Origin of the sequence: Streptomyces sp. ST2-7A (assembly GCF_021390475.1) — a bacterium.
Lineage (GTDB): Bacteria > Actinomycetota > Actinomycetes > Streptomycetales > Streptomycetaceae > Streptomyces.
Genome location: NZ_JAJUWS010000005.1, coordinates 65,397 through 80,075, shown reverse-complemented (window position 1 = coordinate 80,075; position 14,679 = coordinate 65,397). Strand labels below are relative to the sequence as shown.

Annotated in this window: 13 protein-coding genes; 10 read left to right on the top strand and 3 right to left on the bottom strand. The window is 69.3% G+C overall.

The features are described 5' to 3' along the window. Positions 1 to 56: 56 nt before the first annotated feature. From LZF96_RS04710 to LZF96_RS04700, 3 genes are all read right to left on the bottom strand, one after another. Positions 57 to 1,052 carry a DUF1702 family protein gene (locus LZF96_RS04710; RefSeq protein ID WP_233865888.1) on the bottom strand — a complete coding sequence of 332 codons (996 nt, stop codon included), beginning with the start codon at positions 1,050 to 1,052 and terminating at the stop codon, positions 57 to 59. A 177-nt stretch (positions 1,053 to 1,229) separates the two neighbouring features. Further along, positions 1,230 to 1,673: a helix-turn-helix domain-containing protein gene (locus LZF96_RS04705; RefSeq protein WP_233865886.1), complete on the bottom strand. Its 444-nt coding sequence runs from the start codon at positions 1,671 to 1,673 to the stop codon at positions 1,230 to 1,232. Between the two features lie 4 nt (positions 1,674 to 1,677). Further along, positions 1,678 to 2,877, bottom strand: a complete 1,200-nt coding sequence (locus tag LZF96_RS04700) for a transposase (protein ID WP_233865884.1) — start codon at positions 2,875 to 2,877, stop codon at positions 1,678 to 1,680. Positions 2,878 to 3,169: 292 nt separating this feature from the next. Between LZF96_RS04700 and LZF96_RS04695 the strand changes: the two genes are divergently transcribed. The 10 genes from LZF96_RS04695 to LZF96_RS04650 all read left to right on the top strand — a co-directional run bounded on the left by LZF96_RS04695 (position 3,170) and on the right by LZF96_RS04650 (position 14,615). Further along, the gene (locus LZF96_RS04695; RefSeq protein WP_233865882.1) at positions 3,170 to 3,955 is read left to right on the top strand and encodes an alpha/beta fold hydrolase; all 786 of its coding nucleotides are present in this window, start codon (positions 3,170 to 3,172) and stop codon (positions 3,953 to 3,955) included. A gap of 121 nt (positions 3,956 to 4,076) precedes the next feature. Next, the gene (locus tag LZF96_RS04690) at positions 4,077 to 6,194 is read left to right on the top strand and encodes an MMPL family transporter (protein WP_233865881.1); all 2,118 of its coding nucleotides are present in this window, start codon (positions 4,077 to 4,079) and stop codon (positions 6,192 to 6,194) included. A gap of 204 nt (positions 6,195 to 6,398) precedes the next feature. After that, positions 6,399 to 7,361, top strand: a complete 963-nt coding sequence (locus LZF96_RS04685; protein ID WP_233865880.1) for a methyltransferase — start codon at positions 6,399 to 6,401, stop codon at positions 7,359 to 7,361. Between the two features lie 44 nt (positions 7,362 to 7,405). Further along, positions 7,406 to 8,638, top strand: a complete 1,233-nt coding sequence (locus LZF96_RS04680; RefSeq protein ID WP_233865879.1) for a cytochrome P450 — start codon at positions 7,406 to 7,408, stop codon at positions 8,636 to 8,638. Positions 8,639 to 8,799: 161 nt separating this feature from the next. Further along, the gene (locus LZF96_RS04675) at positions 8,800 to 9,489 is read left to right on the top strand and encodes a flavodoxin family protein (protein WP_233865878.1); all 690 of its coding nucleotides are present in this window, start codon (positions 8,800 to 8,802) and stop codon (positions 9,487 to 9,489) included. Then, on the top strand, positions 9,486 to 10,889 hold the full coding sequence (locus LZF96_RS04670; protein ID WP_233865877.1) for a phenylacetate--CoA ligase family protein: 1,404 nt from the start codon (positions 9,486 to 9,488) through the stop codon (positions 10,887 to 10,889). The genes LZF96_RS04675 and LZF96_RS04670 overlap by 4 nt, the downstream gene beginning before the upstream one ends. A 10-nt stretch (positions 10,890 to 10,899) precedes the next feature. Then, positions 10,900 to 12,381: an anthranilate synthase component I family protein gene (locus LZF96_RS04665; protein ID WP_233865876.1), complete on the top strand. Its 1,482-nt coding sequence runs from the start codon at positions 10,900 to 10,902 to the stop codon at positions 12,379 to 12,381. Next, positions 12,378 to 13,037 carry an aminodeoxychorismate/anthranilate synthase component II gene (locus tag LZF96_RS04660; protein WP_233865875.1) on the top strand — a complete coding sequence of 220 codons (660 nt, stop codon included), beginning with the start codon at positions 12,378 to 12,380 and terminating at the stop codon, positions 13,035 to 13,037. The genes LZF96_RS04665 and LZF96_RS04660 overlap by 4 nt, the downstream gene beginning before the upstream one ends. Before the next feature lie 89 nt (positions 13,038 to 13,126). Further along, positions 13,127 to 14,440 carry a phenylacetate--CoA ligase family protein gene (locus LZF96_RS04655; protein WP_233865873.1) on the top strand — a complete coding sequence of 438 codons (1,314 nt, stop codon included), beginning with the start codon at positions 13,127 to 13,129 and terminating at the stop codon, positions 14,438 to 14,440. Next, positions 14,406 to 14,615: a DUF6052 family protein gene (locus LZF96_RS04650; RefSeq protein WP_233865871.1), complete on the top strand. Its 210-nt coding sequence runs from the start codon at positions 14,406 to 14,408 to the stop codon at positions 14,613 to 14,615. Before LZF96_RS04655 ends, LZF96_RS04650 begins: the two co-directional genes overlap by 35 nt. Positions 14,616 to 14,679: the final 64 nt, after the last annotated feature.

Genomic DNA, 14,679 nt, shown 5'->3' with positions numbered 1-14,679 from the left:
GCAGATTTCACAGTGGTCCGACTCCCGAAAAGCTAAGGGTCGCCGGTTGGAAATTCCTACTTCGAAGGTGCGGGGAATTCCGTCAGTCGCTCACGGACCGCGATACGCCACCGCTCGTATCCGGGCACACCGCCACTCGCACCGATGCCGGGGGCCGGCGCCCCCGCGTCGGCCAGTTCCACGGCGGCCTCCGCGTCGAGACCTGTCAGGACGCGACCGGTGGCACGGGTGTAGGAGGGGATGTGTCCCGACCGATGCCGGGCTTTGAGCGCGAACACCGCTCCCTGGGCCAGGTGTCCGGCGTGCTCGCCGGCCTCGGCGCGCAACCGTTCCGGGCCCGCCCCGTCGGTGCCTCCCGCGAAGGTGGCGGCCAATCCGACCCCGCTCCACAGGTCCGCCCGACGATCATGGGCGAAGCGGCGAACCGCCGCGGCGACATCGTCGGTCCGGCCGCCGTACACGAACCACAGAGCCCGACCCACTCCTTGGTCCACCGCCCGCGGGAAGTACTCGCGGTCGCCCTCCCAGGGATGGGGACGCGGACGGTACTGACCTTCGATCCACTTCCGGGTGTCGAAGTAGGCCCGGTCGAAGCCGTAGCCGTCCACCGCGAGCCAGTTCATCTGCGGATAGAGTTCCGGGTCGGTCGGCCGGGGCACCACGCGACGCCACAGAGGGCGGGGCAGTCGGGCCATCGCGAAGCCGATGCCGATGTAGTTCAGGAAGATGTGGGGCCGACCGGCACCCGTCAGCAGCTCCAGGGTCCGCTTTCCACCCGGCCTCATCGCGTCACGGATGACACATGCCATGGTGGCGCCCTCGTAGGCGAACCCCCGTACCTCGGGCGCGATCATCTCCAAACGCCGCTCGGTTTCGGCCACGGTCTTGGTCTCCAGGCCCCATTCGAAACCGCACACCACGGTTTGCGGTATGGTTTCCAGGTGCCGCGCCGCGCTCGCGGTGGCACCGGGAAACCCCCTGGCCGCGAAGCTCACCCGGTCCAGTGAAGGAGCCATCGCCAATCTGAGTGCCGCTCCCGGGATACCAGCCATCCGCTCTCTCCTCGCCCGTCCGAGTTCACCTCAGCGGCCTCATCGTGTGACCCATCCGATGGAGCGGCATCTTCGGTCGTGCGCAGGCGGAACGTTCAGGCGGACTCCCCGTGGTCCCGGGAAGATGGTGTTCGAGTGATGTGCGGGTGTTCGGGCGACGGGGGGCGATACCGGGAGTCAGCGATCCTCGGGGACCAGTACTTCGTCACCACCGATGGCGCGCGCGCATTCGGCGCAGCGAAGCTCCGCGTGGATCGGCCCGCCGCACCCCCGGTGGACCGCGCCCAACGGTCCGCGTGCCGGATGGGGAAGATTGCGCTCACCCCACTGCGTCAAGGCGACGACCGCGTGTGCCAGGTCGTGCCCGGCGGGGGTGAGCACGTATTCGTGGCGCAACGGCCGGTCCTGGTAGGGGACACGTTCCAGTACCCCGTACTCCATCAGCCGCTGCAGTCGTTTGTTGAGCACGTTGCGGGCGATGTCGAGCCCGTCCAGGAACCCCTCGAAGCGCCGGGTCCCGAGCAACGCGGAACGCACGATCAGGAGCGTCCACCGCTCCCCGACCACCTCCAGGGTGCGCGCCAGGTTGCACTCCTGCCCCTCGTAGGTGTGCTTCAACATGTGGTCATGGTAGCGACCGGCCCCCGGTCAACCGGCGGTCGTGCCGCGCGAGCCCGCCCCCCGCTCCCAGAACATCGTAGGCGTAGGCGGCCGAGACCATCGTCATGTGGTGATGCCAGCCGGGATAGGAGCGGCCCTCGAAGTCGGACATGCCGAAATCGACCAGCATCCGCCGCATCGCGGTCTGGGCGTGCCATGGGGTCCCGAGGAGGACCGAGCGCTCCTCGGGGGAGGACGGGGCCAGGGAGGTCAGCCATATCTTCTTCGGCTGGAGGGTGTCCCGGCCCCGGACCGCGAACAGGAGATGGGATTCGGGGGCTCGTTCGGCCGACAGTCCGGGAACACCGACCCGACCGACCATGAAGGTGTCGGAGGTGTTCCCCGCGGCCGTGGGGGGGAAGGGCTCCACCGTGAAGAGATCCCCGGCACCGAACTGGAAGAGGCTACGCGCGGAGACCGCGAGGCCGTGGCCGGTCGAGGCGACCCGGCCCGGTCGTCGACCGAGCACCACACGGAAGGAATCGGGAACGGCAACCATGTAGTGGAGGCCCCGCCGGGAGAGGTGCTGGACCACTCGCTCGGCCTCGTTGCACGTGCTGAGGTCGGCGACGATCGGAAGGGTTCCTCCCGTCCGGCCCCCGCCGACGATATCGATGGCCCTCAATACCGCCTGCTCGACCGTGGGGGCGTGGACGTCCTCGGGCACCCGCGTCCGGTGGCGCAGCTCCGGATCGCTCTCCCAACGGCCGGGCAACAGCAGTTCCCAGTTCACGGGGACCGCGATGGAGGCGTTGGTCAGGAAAACCCCCACGCCGAGTTGACAGACGGCCGACCGTCCGGTGGAGGAGATGAAGCGTCGGTGCACCCCGCATGAATGCGGGCCGCGCTTGCGCAACAATGCCACATCGATCGTCCACGCCAGTGGCGCCATGGCCCGCTCCGCCCGGGCCGCCAGCGTCTTTCGCGCCGGCGCCCAGTCCCAGGGGCTGGAGTTGATGAACTGGTGGAGCGACTGTGAGGCCGTGGGCGAATCGGTGACCGCGGCCGCCAGGTTGCGGACCGTCTTCTTGCCGTCGACGGTCAGCAGTCCCAGGAGGTAGGCCCCGGCCCAGCGACGCTGATCCGCCCGGGGGAGGTAGGAGAACAGCGAGTCGGTGTACGTGAATGCCGACTTGTCGGGAGCTGCGGTAACGCCTGTGGCCATGGCCTCAGTTACCTCCCCTGTTCGGAGCAGTCGGTGTGACCTCCGTGAGAATAGTGAACGTCCGGGATCCGCTCCAACCGTCCGGCGACAGGAGGCGACTTCGCCAAGTCGATCACCATCGTCGAGGTCAACTCCTCGGCTGGTCATCGGCGTTCACGTCCGCCGAACCGGACGGTCGACGGCCGCGGCGGTTGAACGGAGCAATTTGGGAGATGCGCGCACGCGCGAGGACGGGGACGATTTGGGGCCGGGCGGCCGGCGCCCGTGAATCAGGTCAGCTCTCAGGAGACCCATGAATACCGTTCAGTCCGCCGACGGCACTCCCATCGCCTATGACCGCAGCGGAAGCGGGGAACCCGTCATTCTCGTGGGGGGCTCGTTCAGTCAGCGTCTTCACCCCACCATGACCCAGCTGGCCGAGGCCCTGAGCGCGCACTTCACGGTGTACAACTACGACCGTCGCGGTCGCGGTGACAGCGGTGACGCGGACAGCTACTCGGCCGGGAAGGAGATCGAGGACCTCGCCGCCCTGGTCTCCGAGGCCGGTGACGGCGTGAACGTGTTCGGCCTCTCGGCCGGTGGGGCGCTTGCCCTGAAGGCCGCCGCCGCCGGGGTGCCCTTCTCCCGGGTCGTCGTCTACGACCCCCCGTTCGTGGTGGACGAGACCGGTCCGCGTCCCCCGGCCGGATTCGGCAAGACGCTCGCCGACCTCACCGCGACCGAGCGGCGTGGTGACGCGGTCGAGCTCTTCATGACCCGGGCCATGGGAGCTCCCGCCGAGGCGGTGGCGGGTATGCGGATGGCCCCGTTCTGGGGTGGGCTGGAGAGCCTCGCGCACACCCTGTCGTACGACATCGAGCTGATGGGTGACTTCTCACTGCCCACCGACGAACTGGGCACCATCACCACGACGGTTCTGGTGGCGCACGGTGACCAGACCCCGCCGTGGCTGCACAGTGGTGCCCGCGCCACCGCCGAGGCCCTGCCGAACGGCCGACTCCGCACCCTCGAGGGGCAGGGCATCGAGGTCGATACGGCGAAGCTCGCCCCCGAACTGACGGAATTCTTCACCAAGTGACCCCGCCGTGGCGGACACCGGACCGGGAAGGGTCCCTGTCGGTGTCCGCCACGGTCATGAGACACCCAACCGTCCCGGCACGGTGCCCTGCGGTCGCGCACGGGAGCAACGAGGAGAGAACATGCGCACATGGCTCAGCCGCTGTACCGCGGTGCCGGGCAGCAGACGCGGAAAGTGGCTGGTGCTCGTCGCCTGGCTGATCGCCGCGATGGCACTGGGCCCGCTCGCCGGCAAGCTCGGGGAGGTGTCCGACACCAGCGCCAACGCCTTCCTCCCACGGGGGGCGGAATCGGCGGAGGTGAACACACAGCTCGAACGCTTCCGCGCCGACGATCTGATGTCCGCGGTGGTCGTCTACGTCGGCGAGGATCCGCTCGGGGAAGAAGCTCGCGCCAAGGTCGAGACCGACCGCGGGGCCCTGGCCGCCCTCGCCGAGGAGGGGCACTCCGTCTCCGAGACGATACCGTCCGACGACGGGTTGGCCCTGGTGGTGGTGGTGCCCCTCTCGGGCACCGACCAGGCACTGCTCGCCGAACGCGTGGAAGAGATCCGCGACGTGGTCTCCGCGGGCAACCCCTCGGGTGTGGAGGCACTGGTCGGCGGGGCGGGCGGCGCCACGGCGGATGCCTACAACGTCTTCGAGTCCCTCGACATCACCCTGATGTCGATCACCGCGCTCGTCGTCGTTCTCCTGTTGCTCTTCACCTACCGCAGCCCGGTCCTGTGGCTCTTCCCCGTGATCGCCGTCGCCTTCGCCGCCGTGTTGACCCAGGCGGGGGCCTACCTTCTCGCCGAGTACGCGGGACTCCAGGTGGACCCGCAGAGCTCGGGCGTGCTGATGGTCCTCGTCTTCGGCGTGGGCACCGACTACGCGCTGCTGCTGATCTCCCGCTACCGCGAGGAATTGCGCGCCGAGGAGGATCGCCACGTCGCGATGCGTTCCGCTCTGCGGCGCACCCTCCCCGCCGTGGTCGCCTCCGCGGCCACCGTCGCGGCCGGTCTGCTCTGTTTGGCGATGGCCGACATGAACTCCTCGCGTTCCATGGGGCTGGTCGGCGTCGTCGGTATCGCCTTCGGCTTCCTCGCGATGGTCACCGTGCTGCCCGCCCTTCTGGTCGTGGCCGGACGTTGGGTGTTCTGGCCTCGCATCCCCCGTTTCACCGACACCCCGACCGCGTCGGTGGGACGCTGGGAGCGGATCGGCAACGCCGTCGCGGCCCGGCCGCGTCGGGCCTGGGTGCTGTCGCTCGCCGCCGTCGCCGTCCTGGCCATGAACATGTTCGGTGCCTCCATGGGGCTGCCGCAGACCGGTTGGTTCCAGACCCCCCCGGAGTCGGTGCACGCCCAGGAACGCCTGTCGGAGCACTATCCGTCCGGGACCTCCGATCCCACGATCCTGATCACCGACACCGCCGATGCCGAACAGGTCGCGCGACAGGCCGAGGCGCTGCCCGGTGTCGCGTCGGTGGAGACGGCCGCGGTCACGCCGGACGGCGAGTCGACACAGCTGACGGTCGTGCTGTCCGACGCGCCCGACAGCAAGGAGGCCATGGACACCATCCGGGAACTCCGCGACACGACCGACGCCCTCGTGGGCGGGAACACCGCCCAGGCCCTCGACAAGGAGACCGCCTTCGCGCGGGATCTCATGGTGGTGGTGCCGGCGGTGCTGATCGTGGTCCTGCTGGTGCTCATCGTTCTGCTCCGTGCGCTGGTCGCGCCGCTTCTGCTGCTGGCGACCGTGGTGATCTCCTACTTCGCCGCGTTCGGTGCCGCCAACCTGTTGTTCACCCACGTCTACGACCACGCGGGCATCGACTGGTCGATGCCGCTGCTCGGCTTCGTGTTCCTGGTGGCGCTCGGTATCGACTACAACATCTTCCTCATGCATCGCGTCCGGGAGGAGACCCTTCGCCTGGGGCACCGTCGTGGTGTCGTGGCGGGCCTGGCCGGCACCGGTGGGGTGATCACCTCGGCCGGTCTGGTGCTCGCGGGCACCTTCGCGGTCTTCGCGGTGCTGCCGCTGGTCTCGATGGCACAGATGGGCGTCATCGTCGGAATCGGTATCCTCATCGACACCTTCCTCGTCCGCACGGTGCTCGTGCCCGCGCTGGCACTCGATCTCGGGGCCAAGCGGTTCTGGTGGCCGGGCGCCCTGGCCCGGGACTCCGATGAGGGCACGGACCGGGAGGAGGACACCCCCCGGACCGACACCTCCAGGGAACAGGTGGTCGTCTGACGCCCTCCACCCGCCCGTGAGCGCCCCGTCACCCGGCTCGTCCGGGTGACGGGGCGCTTCCCGCTCTCCCCGGGGGAAATCGGGCACTCGGGAAGAAGCGCGCGGCCCCCCGCTGCACCATGATGACCGGTGGCCATCACGTCCCGGACAAGGAGAGCAGCCGTGTGGGGAGACGACGACGGGTCCGCCGCCAGGCTCTGGCGCATGGCGAATCTCGGTACGCCCATGGCGATCCGGGTGGCGGCGACCCTGCGGATCGCGGACCACATTTCGGCGGGTGTCACGGATGTGGCCCGCCTGGCCCGGATCGTGGGGGCGGATCACAACGCGCTCGACCGACTGTTGCGGCACCTGGCGGTGCGCGGTGTCCTCACCGGGGACACCGCGACCGGCTACGCGCTGACCCCGCTCGGCGAAGCCCTGCGGGACGACCACCCCGCCGGGATCCGGTCCTGGTTCGACATCGGGACCGGGGGCAGGGGTGAGTTGTCCTTCGTGGAGTTGCTGCACTCGGTTCGGACCGGCGAAGCGGCGTTCCCCGTCCGCTACGGACGACCCTTCTGGGAGGATCTGGCCGCGGATCCCGAACGGGCCGAGGTCTTCCACCGCCTCCTCGGCCACGACGTGGCCCGCCGCGCGTCCGAGGTGCTGGCCGCCTTCGACTGGTCGCGGGCCCGGCACGTGGTCGATGTCGGTGGTGGAGACGGATCGCTGCTGTGTGCGCTGCTCACCTCCCATCCGCATCTGAGGGGCACGGTCGTGGACCAGGAGGAGGCCGTGGCCGAGGCCCGGCGCGGGCTCCACCAAACCGGCCTCGGAGACCGCGCCGACACGGTGGCCGGTAGTTTTTTCGACCCGCTGCCGGGAGGCGCGGATGTCTACCTCCTCTCCCTGGTGCTCCACGACTGGAACGACGACGCGGCGGTCGCCATTCTCCGGCGTTGTGCCGAGGCCGCCGGGCGCACCGGATCGATCCTGGTGATCGAGTCCGTGAGCGGAGCCGACGACATCCGTCACACCGGCATGGACCTGCGCATGCTGTGCGTCTACGGGGCGCGTGAACGCGACGCGAAGGAATTCTCCGCGCTGGCCGAACGGGCCGGCTTGAGGGTCGATGCCGTCCGCCTCGCCCGGGAGTCCGCGATCTTCGAGTTGACGACGGATTGATCCACCGCGATTCCCGTATCCAGGCCCGTCCCGGGAGGCTCCGGATGACCCAGCCCACCATGTCCGTACGAGAAGCGTTGACCGCCCTGGCCACCCCCGAGGGGCGTCGGGATCCGTATCCGCTCTACGAGGTTCTGCGCGGCCACGGCGATCCCGCCCGGAGCGGTCCGGGCCGACTGGTCGTGACCGGTTACCGGACCTGCTCCCTGGCACTGCGCGACAACACCCTGCTGGTGCCGGACAGTACCGCCTACGACGAGACGCGGCCGGGATGGAGACGACACTCCTCGTTGCGCGGGTTCACCGATTCCATGTTGTTCAGCAACCCGCCGGACCACGGTCGGCTGCGGGCCCTGGTCGGCTTCGCCTTCACACCACCCCGGGTCGGCGAACTGCGGTCGGTCATCGAGGGGATGGCCGACCGACTGCTGGACCGGCTGGCCGGCCCGGCTGCCCGCGGCGAGCCGGTGGATCTGGTGGAGGAGTTCGCCGCCCGGCTGCCGATGGCGGTGATCAGCACGATGCTGGGATTCCCGGAGAGGGACGAGAGGTGGTTCCGGGAGACCGCCGCCGCCGTGGCGGTCTCCACCGACGGGATGCCGGACGAGACCGCCATGGCCCGCGCGGACTCCGCGATGGACGCACTCACCGCCTACTTCGGGAAGGTGACCGGGGAGCGTCGCGAACAGCCCGGAGGGGATCTCGTGACCCATCTGACCCGGGTGCGCGACGCCACTCCCCAGCGGTTGAGCGAAGCCGAACTCATGGGCAACCTCATGGTTCTGCTCACCGCGGGCTTCGAGACCACGAGCTTCCTCATCGCCCATGGCGTTCTCCTGGCGCTCGCCCACCCGGATCATGCCCGGCGGCTGCGGACCGATCCGGATTTCGCTCCGGGATTCGTCGAGGAGGCGTTGCGGATGGAGCCGCCGGTGCATCTCACCAGCCGGCTGGCATCGGCGGACACCGAGCTCGACGGCACCGCTCTGCCGCGCGGAACCCGGCTGACCCTGGTGCTCGCGGCCGCCAACCGTGACCCGGAACGCTTCATCGACCCGCACCGGTTCGTCCCCGATCGGCCAGGGAACCAATCGCTCAGCTTCGGGGCCGGTGGTCACTTCTGTCTCGGTGCCCCGCTGGCCCGGCTGGAGGCCGCGATCGCACTTCCCCGTCTGCTGCGCCGCTTCCCCTCGATGCGCACCGCGGGCGCACCGGTCCACCGGGACCGCCGGGTGGTTCGGGGCCTGGCCCGGATGCCGCTGTACCTCGCCGATTGACCCGCTGCCGCGCCGGGCCTCCCCTGAGCACGCGAGGAGATGCGGGGCGCGACGGGCCGACACGATGATATCGGCGGACTCTGGCCCCGACCGTGTCATCCCCCGTCCCGGACACCCGGCCTTCCCGTCGGTCTCTCGCCTTTCCGCTAAGGAGTTTCCCTGTGACAGAACCGCTGAAAATCCTCGCGATCAACGGGTCGGAACGGACCGGCAACACGTCCGATGTCCTGCGACACGCGGCGGACACGGCCGAGCAGCGCGGTGCTCACTTCGACACGGTGGACCTGCGCAACATCCGGATGGAGCGATGCGGCCCGTGTGGTGACTGCAACGTGCGGCCGGTGCCGTGCTCTCTGGAGGATGACATTCCCGGTGTCGTGCGGCGGATGACGGAGGCCGACGCGATCGTCTTCGCCGCGCCGGTTCACGGGTTCGGCACGGCCAGCCTGATGCAGACGTTCATCGAACGTGCCGGCGTGGGGTACCTGAGGTTCGATCGGCCGCTGAGCAACAAGGTGGCGGGGATCATCGCGGTGGCACGGCGGTACAGCGCGGGCGAGGTGTGGGCACAGCTGACGGTCAACGCCATGCTCAACCGCATGATCGTGGTGGGCAGTGGATTCCCCGCGACCGTCCACGCGCTCCATCGCGGTGACGCGCTGAAGGACACCGAGGGGCTGACCAACGTCTCGCGCATGATCAACCGCATGATCGACATGGCGGAACTGCTGAGCGAGTACCGTCGCCTGACCGGGCGTGACGCCCTGCTCGCTCCGCACGAGGTGAACGAGCGTGTCGGGCTGGAGGCCAACGCCTACGATCCCACCGTACCGAAAACGGCCTCCGCATGAGCGGCACGAGGGAATCCGAGGGTTTCCCGGCCGCCCATCGGCGAATCACCCGTGCCCACTACGACGGTTCGTTGACCGGGGACGAGTTGGAGGGCTGGAGGGCCGAACGGCTCACCGAGGTGCTCATCCACGTGCGCGACCGTTCCCCCTTCTACCGTCGTCGGCTGGCGGGTCTCGACGTGACGGCGGTGACCCCGGGAACGCTCGCGGCGTTGCCCTTCACCACCAAGGACGACCTCCGCCGCGAGATGTACGACGTGGTGAGCGGCCCGCTGTCGGAGGCTCTGATCTACTACGAGACCAACGGCACCACCGGGCCCGCCACGCCGTGTCCGCGGGGCGCCCTGGACATCGCCACCTCCAATCTCGCCGTGGAGGAGAGCTGGCGACACCTGATCGGAGTGCACTTCGGGGACAGGTCCCCGGTCGTCGGGCTGATGGGACCGTCGGAGCTCTACGCGTTCGGGGACGTCTTCACCGATGTCGCCGCCTCCCTGGGGTTGTGTCACGCGAAGATCTGGCCCGAGTCGCCCCGGGTGGGTTTCCGCAAGGCTCTCCGGTTGATCGAGGAACTCGGCATCGAGGTCATCGTCTGCGCGCCCGCCCTCTGTCTGAGCCTGGCCGCGGCGGCGCTGAGTCACGGCTACGACCTGTCGTCCCTGCCCATCCGGCTCTTTCTCGTCCTGGGTGAGATCTGCACCCCCCAGTTCGCGGCGAACGTCTCCACCGTATGGCCCCGGGCAGTGGTGCGTCCGGCCCTCTACGGCTCCCAGGAGGCACTGTGCATCGCCACCGGTTCCGAGGCCGGCACGCTCCACCTGTCGGCCCCCAACTATCTGCCGGAAGTGATCGATCCGGACAGTGGCGAGCCCGTGGCCGACGGTGAACCGGGTGAGCTGGTACTGACGATGTTGGTCCCCGGCAGCAAACCGTTGATCCGTTACCGCACCGGTGACATCGTGCGGCTGGAACCGGCTCCCCCCTCGTCACCGCTGCCGGGGCCGGTGGTGGAGGTCGTCGGCCGGTCCGCGGACCGCGTCCGGGTGGGTGACTCGCTGCTGTGGCCCGCCGAACTGGAACGAGCGATCCTCGGGGATGTACGGGGATGTCTGGGCTATCAGGTGGTCATCACCTCCGATCGGGGCGAGGACGTGGTGACCGCGCGGATGCGGTTGGTTCCGGGTGCGCCCCGGGATGTCGCCGAGAAAGCCGCCACGCGACTGGCCACGCTCACGGGAACTCGTACCGAGGTGGTGCTGGAGGAGGAGATCGACCCCATCACCCACACCGGTTCCTACGTCAGTTGGAAGGCCGCCCGGGTACTGGACACACGCAACGGCACGGACGAGGCCACTCGTGCGGCCCGCGAGGCCGCACGGCGTCACACGGCAGTGGTATAGGGGGCGGGACGTGACGAAGTCAACGGGCACGTCGACCCGCATCCGGGTGACCACCAGGACCCGCACCCTGACGCCGCCCGACATGGTGCCCCTCTACCGGGCGCTCACGGAACGGTTCGGCACCGACGAGGTGTACCTGCTGCAGTCCTCCCACGGCAACGACCGCGACCGCCGCTACCAATTCATCGGGTTCGGAGTGGTTTTCTCCCTCTCGGTCACCCGTGGCGTGGTGAGGATCGGCGGCACACCCGTGCTCAGGGAGCGGGCGGCGGCGCGGTTGGAGCCGCTGCTGGTGCGTCCGGACGGGGGACCACCCCGGCTGCGCGCGCCGACCGACCTGTGGAACGTGCTGCGGGCCGTGCGCACCATGTTCGACGCGGCGGGTTCGGCCGGTCGCTACCGTTTCGGCTTTCTCGCGGCTTTCGGTTACGACACCGTGCGCTACATCGAGGAACTGCCCTACCACATCGAAGAGGACCCGGACCTGCCGGATGTCCAACTGGTGGTACACCGGGGGTGTGTCACGGTGGACCAGCACAACGGGACAGCCGAACTACTGCTGCACGACTCGGAGGGGTGGGAATCACCGGACACGGAGGAGATCGCCCGGCTGATCGAGGGGGCGCACCGCACCCACTCCGGCCGGACACCCTCCGAGGTGCCCCCCGCCGAGGTGAGCGACGACCTCACGGAGGAGATGTTCGGCCGCCAGGTCCGTCGTTGTCTGGAGCACATCGCCGTCGGGGATATCTACCAGGTCCAGATCGGGCACCAACTGACGATGCGTTCGACGGCCGATCCGGTGGATGTGTACCTCCGGCTACAGGAACGGAACGCCTCCCCCTACATGTACCTGGCGAGCATCTCCGGGCAGCGTCTGATCGGCGCCAGCCCGGAACTGTTCGTCCGCATCGAGGACGGCCTGGTGACGATGCGCCCGATCGCGGGCACCCTGCCGCACCGGGAGGGAGACGCCTCGGCCGCCGCGCTGCGCCTGCGTGCGGACCCCAAGGAGGTGGCCGAGCACACCATGCTGGTGGACCTGTGCCGCAACGACATCGGCCGGATCTGCGAGGAGCGCACGCTGAGTGTGCCCGACCAACTGACCGTGGAGCGGTACTCGCACGTCCTGCACCTCGTCTCCACCGTGGCCGGACGGGCCGAGGCCGGCAAGGACAGCTTCGACACCGTCGCCGCGACGTTTCCGGCCGGAACCATGACCGGCGCCCCCAGGATCCGGGCCATGGAGGTCATCGAGTCCATCGAACGGACCCGTCGGGGCATGTACGCCGGCGCGCTGGGGCTGATCGACATCGGGGGATACACCAACCTCGCGCTGTGCATCCGCACCCTCTTCCATCGCGACGGTGTCTTCCGCGCGCGGGCGTCGGCGGGTGTGGTAGCCGACTCCGATCCGGCGCACGAATGGCGTGAGACGCTCGCCAAGCTGAGTGCCGTCCACTGGGCCGTCACCGGAAAGGAGTTGTTGTGAATCGACTGCGCACCTCCGCCGCCGGGCGTCCCCGGGTTCTCGTGGTGGACGCCTTCGACAGCTTCGTGGACATCCTGCGGCAGTACCTGCTCACCGCGGGCGCCGTGCCGCGGATGGTCCGCTCCAACCGGGTGGACCGGGAAGAGATCTCGCGTGACCTCCCCGACGGCATCCTCCTGGGCCCCGGCCCGGGCCATCCGGACGAGTCGGGTCATGTGGAGCTCGTCCGGGCGTTCGCCGGGCGGGTGCCGATGTTCGGCGTGTGTCTGGGACATCAGGCACTCGCCCGTGCCTACGGGGCGAGTGTGATCCCCGCGCGGAACACCATGCACGGCAAGACCAGCCGCATACTCCACGACGGGCAGGGCCTGCTCGCCGATCTGCCGAACGGTTTCACCGCCACCCGGTACCACTCCCTGATCGTCCCCGAGTCCACTGTGCCTCCCTTCCTGGAGGTGACCTCCCGCTCCGACGACGACGGATACGTCATGGGGCTGAGACACCGCTCCCTTCCCATCGAATCGGTGCAGTTCCACCCCGAGAGCTTCCGGACCGACCACGGCATGACGATCATCGCGAACTTCGTGCGTTCGCTGGTCGACCGCGCCGGATCGACGAGGCCGCCCGGCCGGCCCGAGGCCGCCCGGGCGGCCTGAGGTTACACGGCGGCGCCCCGGTCCGCCGGGGAGCCACCGCCCCGTCCCGGTCGGGCACCCGTCCGGCCGGGCATCACAGTGGAGGCACCATGGGCTACTGGAACACCAAGGCGGAGACCATGCCCCGCGACCGATTGGAGGCATGGCAGTGGCAACGCCTGCGCCGGGCCGCCGAGCACGCCCGGCGGCACTCCCCCTTCTGGGCCGGGCGCATCCCCGAAGGGCTCGAGTCGCCGGAGGATTTCACCGCGCGCGTGCCGTTGCTGCACAAGAGGGATCTGCTGGGCGCACAGGCCCAGTCCCCACCGTACGGGACCTGGCCGTCGATCGATCCCGCCGAGGGGATACGCCACCACCAGACGAGTGGTACCAGCGGGAACCCCCCCATCCGGTCCATCGACACCGCACGCGACTGGGTCTGGAGCACCGACACCTTCTGTACCGCCCTCTACGCCAACGGCGTGCGATCCGGGCAACGGGGCATGGTGTGCTTCGGTTACGGGCTGTTCGCGGGCTTCTGGGGGATGCACTACGCGCTGGAGCGCATGGGGTGCACCGTCTTCCCCTCCGCCGGATTGGACTCCACGAGCCGGATCGACCTGCTCCTCGAACACCGGATCGAGGTCCTGGGCCTCACTCCCAGTTACGCGCTGCGGCTGATCGAGGTGGCCCGGGAGATGGGGGTGGATCTCGCCCGGGAGGCCAACGTCCGGGTCATTCTGGCCGGGGCCGAGCCCCGCTCCGACCTCACCACCACCACCATCGAGCGTGCCTTCGGCGCGCGGGTGTTCAACGCCGCCGGCACCACCGAGTACGGCGGGGTCTTCATGTTCGAGTGCCCGCACCGGCGCAACGCCTGCCACATCATCGAACCGTCCTGCTACGACGAGGTCCTCTCCCCCGACACGGGACTGCCCGTCCCCTACGGCGAGGAGGGCGTCCGGGTGACCAGCGGACTGTCGCGGGAAGGCGTCCAGCTGTTTCGGCACTGGACCGAGGACGTGGTCGTCAAGCTCCCCCACAGTGTGTGCGGCTGCGGGCGGACCTGGGACTTCTACGACGGCGGCATCCTCCGACGGGTGGATGACATGTGCAAGGTCCGAGGCGTCTCGGTCACCCCGGTGATGATCGAGGACGTGGTCCGGTCCCTTCCGGGCATCAACGAGTTCCAGGCGTCCATCCGCACCATCCGGGGATTGGACACCGTCCATCTGCGGATCGACGCGGGCGACCCGGGCGGGGAGAGCGGCCGGACTCTGCGCGGGCACCTGGTGGAACGCTTCAAACGGGAGATAGGCATACGTCCGGAGGTGGAGCTCGCCGTTCCCGGCAGCCTGCCCAGGACCGAGTGGAAGGCGACCCGACTCCATGACGAACGAGCCCATCGGCCTGCTCACCCCTGAGCAGGAACGAGACCTGCTGACCGCCCACCGAACCCTGCTTCGGATCATGGACCACTGCGAGGTTCCGGCGGTCCGGGCGGCCGTCCTGGCCGCGGAGGCCGAGTTGCGCATCGCACTCGACGGGCAGGGCATCGAGTGCGATTTCTACCGCAGACCGGGGTCGCCCGCGCCCTGAGTCCCACCCGCGGATCACACGGAGGGGCGGAGGGCCGTATCGGCCGTCCGCCCCTCCGGTGTCG

What these genes read in the sequence shown, in the direction of transcription:
- LZF96_RS04705 (WP_233865886.1), bottom strand. Translation starts at nt 1,673, where the DNA reads ATGTTGAAGCACACCTACGAGGGGCAGGAGTGCAACCTGGCGCGCACC.
- LZF96_RS04655 (WP_233865873.1), top strand. Translation starts at nt 13,127, where the DNA reads ATGGGCTACTGGAACACCAAGGCGGAGACCATGCCCCGCGACCGATTG.
- LZF96_RS04670 (WP_233865877.1), top strand. Translation starts at nt 9,486, where the DNA reads ATGAGCGGCACGAGGGAATCCGAGGGTTTCCCGGCCGCCCATCGGCGA.
- LZF96_RS04690 (WP_233865881.1), top strand. Translation starts at nt 4,077, where the DNA reads ATGCGCACATGGCTCAGCCGCTGTACCGCGGTGCCGGGCAGCAGACGC.
- LZF96_RS04710 (WP_233865888.1), bottom strand. Translation starts at nt 1,052, where the DNA reads ATGGCTGGTATCCCGGGAGCGGCACTCAGATTGGCGATGGCTCCTTCA.
- LZF96_RS04700 (WP_233865884.1), bottom strand. Translation starts at nt 2,877, where the DNA reads ATGGCCACAGGCGTTACCGCAGCTCCCGACAAGTCGGCATTCACGTAC.
- LZF96_RS04695 (WP_233865882.1), top strand. Translation starts at nt 3,170, where the DNA reads ATGAATACCGTTCAGTCCGCCGACGGCACTCCCATCGCCTATGACCGC.
- LZF96_RS04680 (WP_233865879.1), top strand. Translation starts at nt 7,406, where the DNA reads ATGACCCAGCCCACCATGTCCGTACGAGAAGCGTTGACCGCCCTGGCC.
- LZF96_RS04685 (WP_233865880.1), top strand. Translation starts at nt 6,399, where the DNA reads ATGGCGAATCTCGGTACGCCCATGGCGATCCGGGTGGCGGCGACCCTG.
- LZF96_RS04650 (WP_233865871.1), top strand. Translation starts at nt 14,406, where the DNA reads ATGACGAACGAGCCCATCGGCCTGCTCACCCCTGAGCAGGAACGAGAC.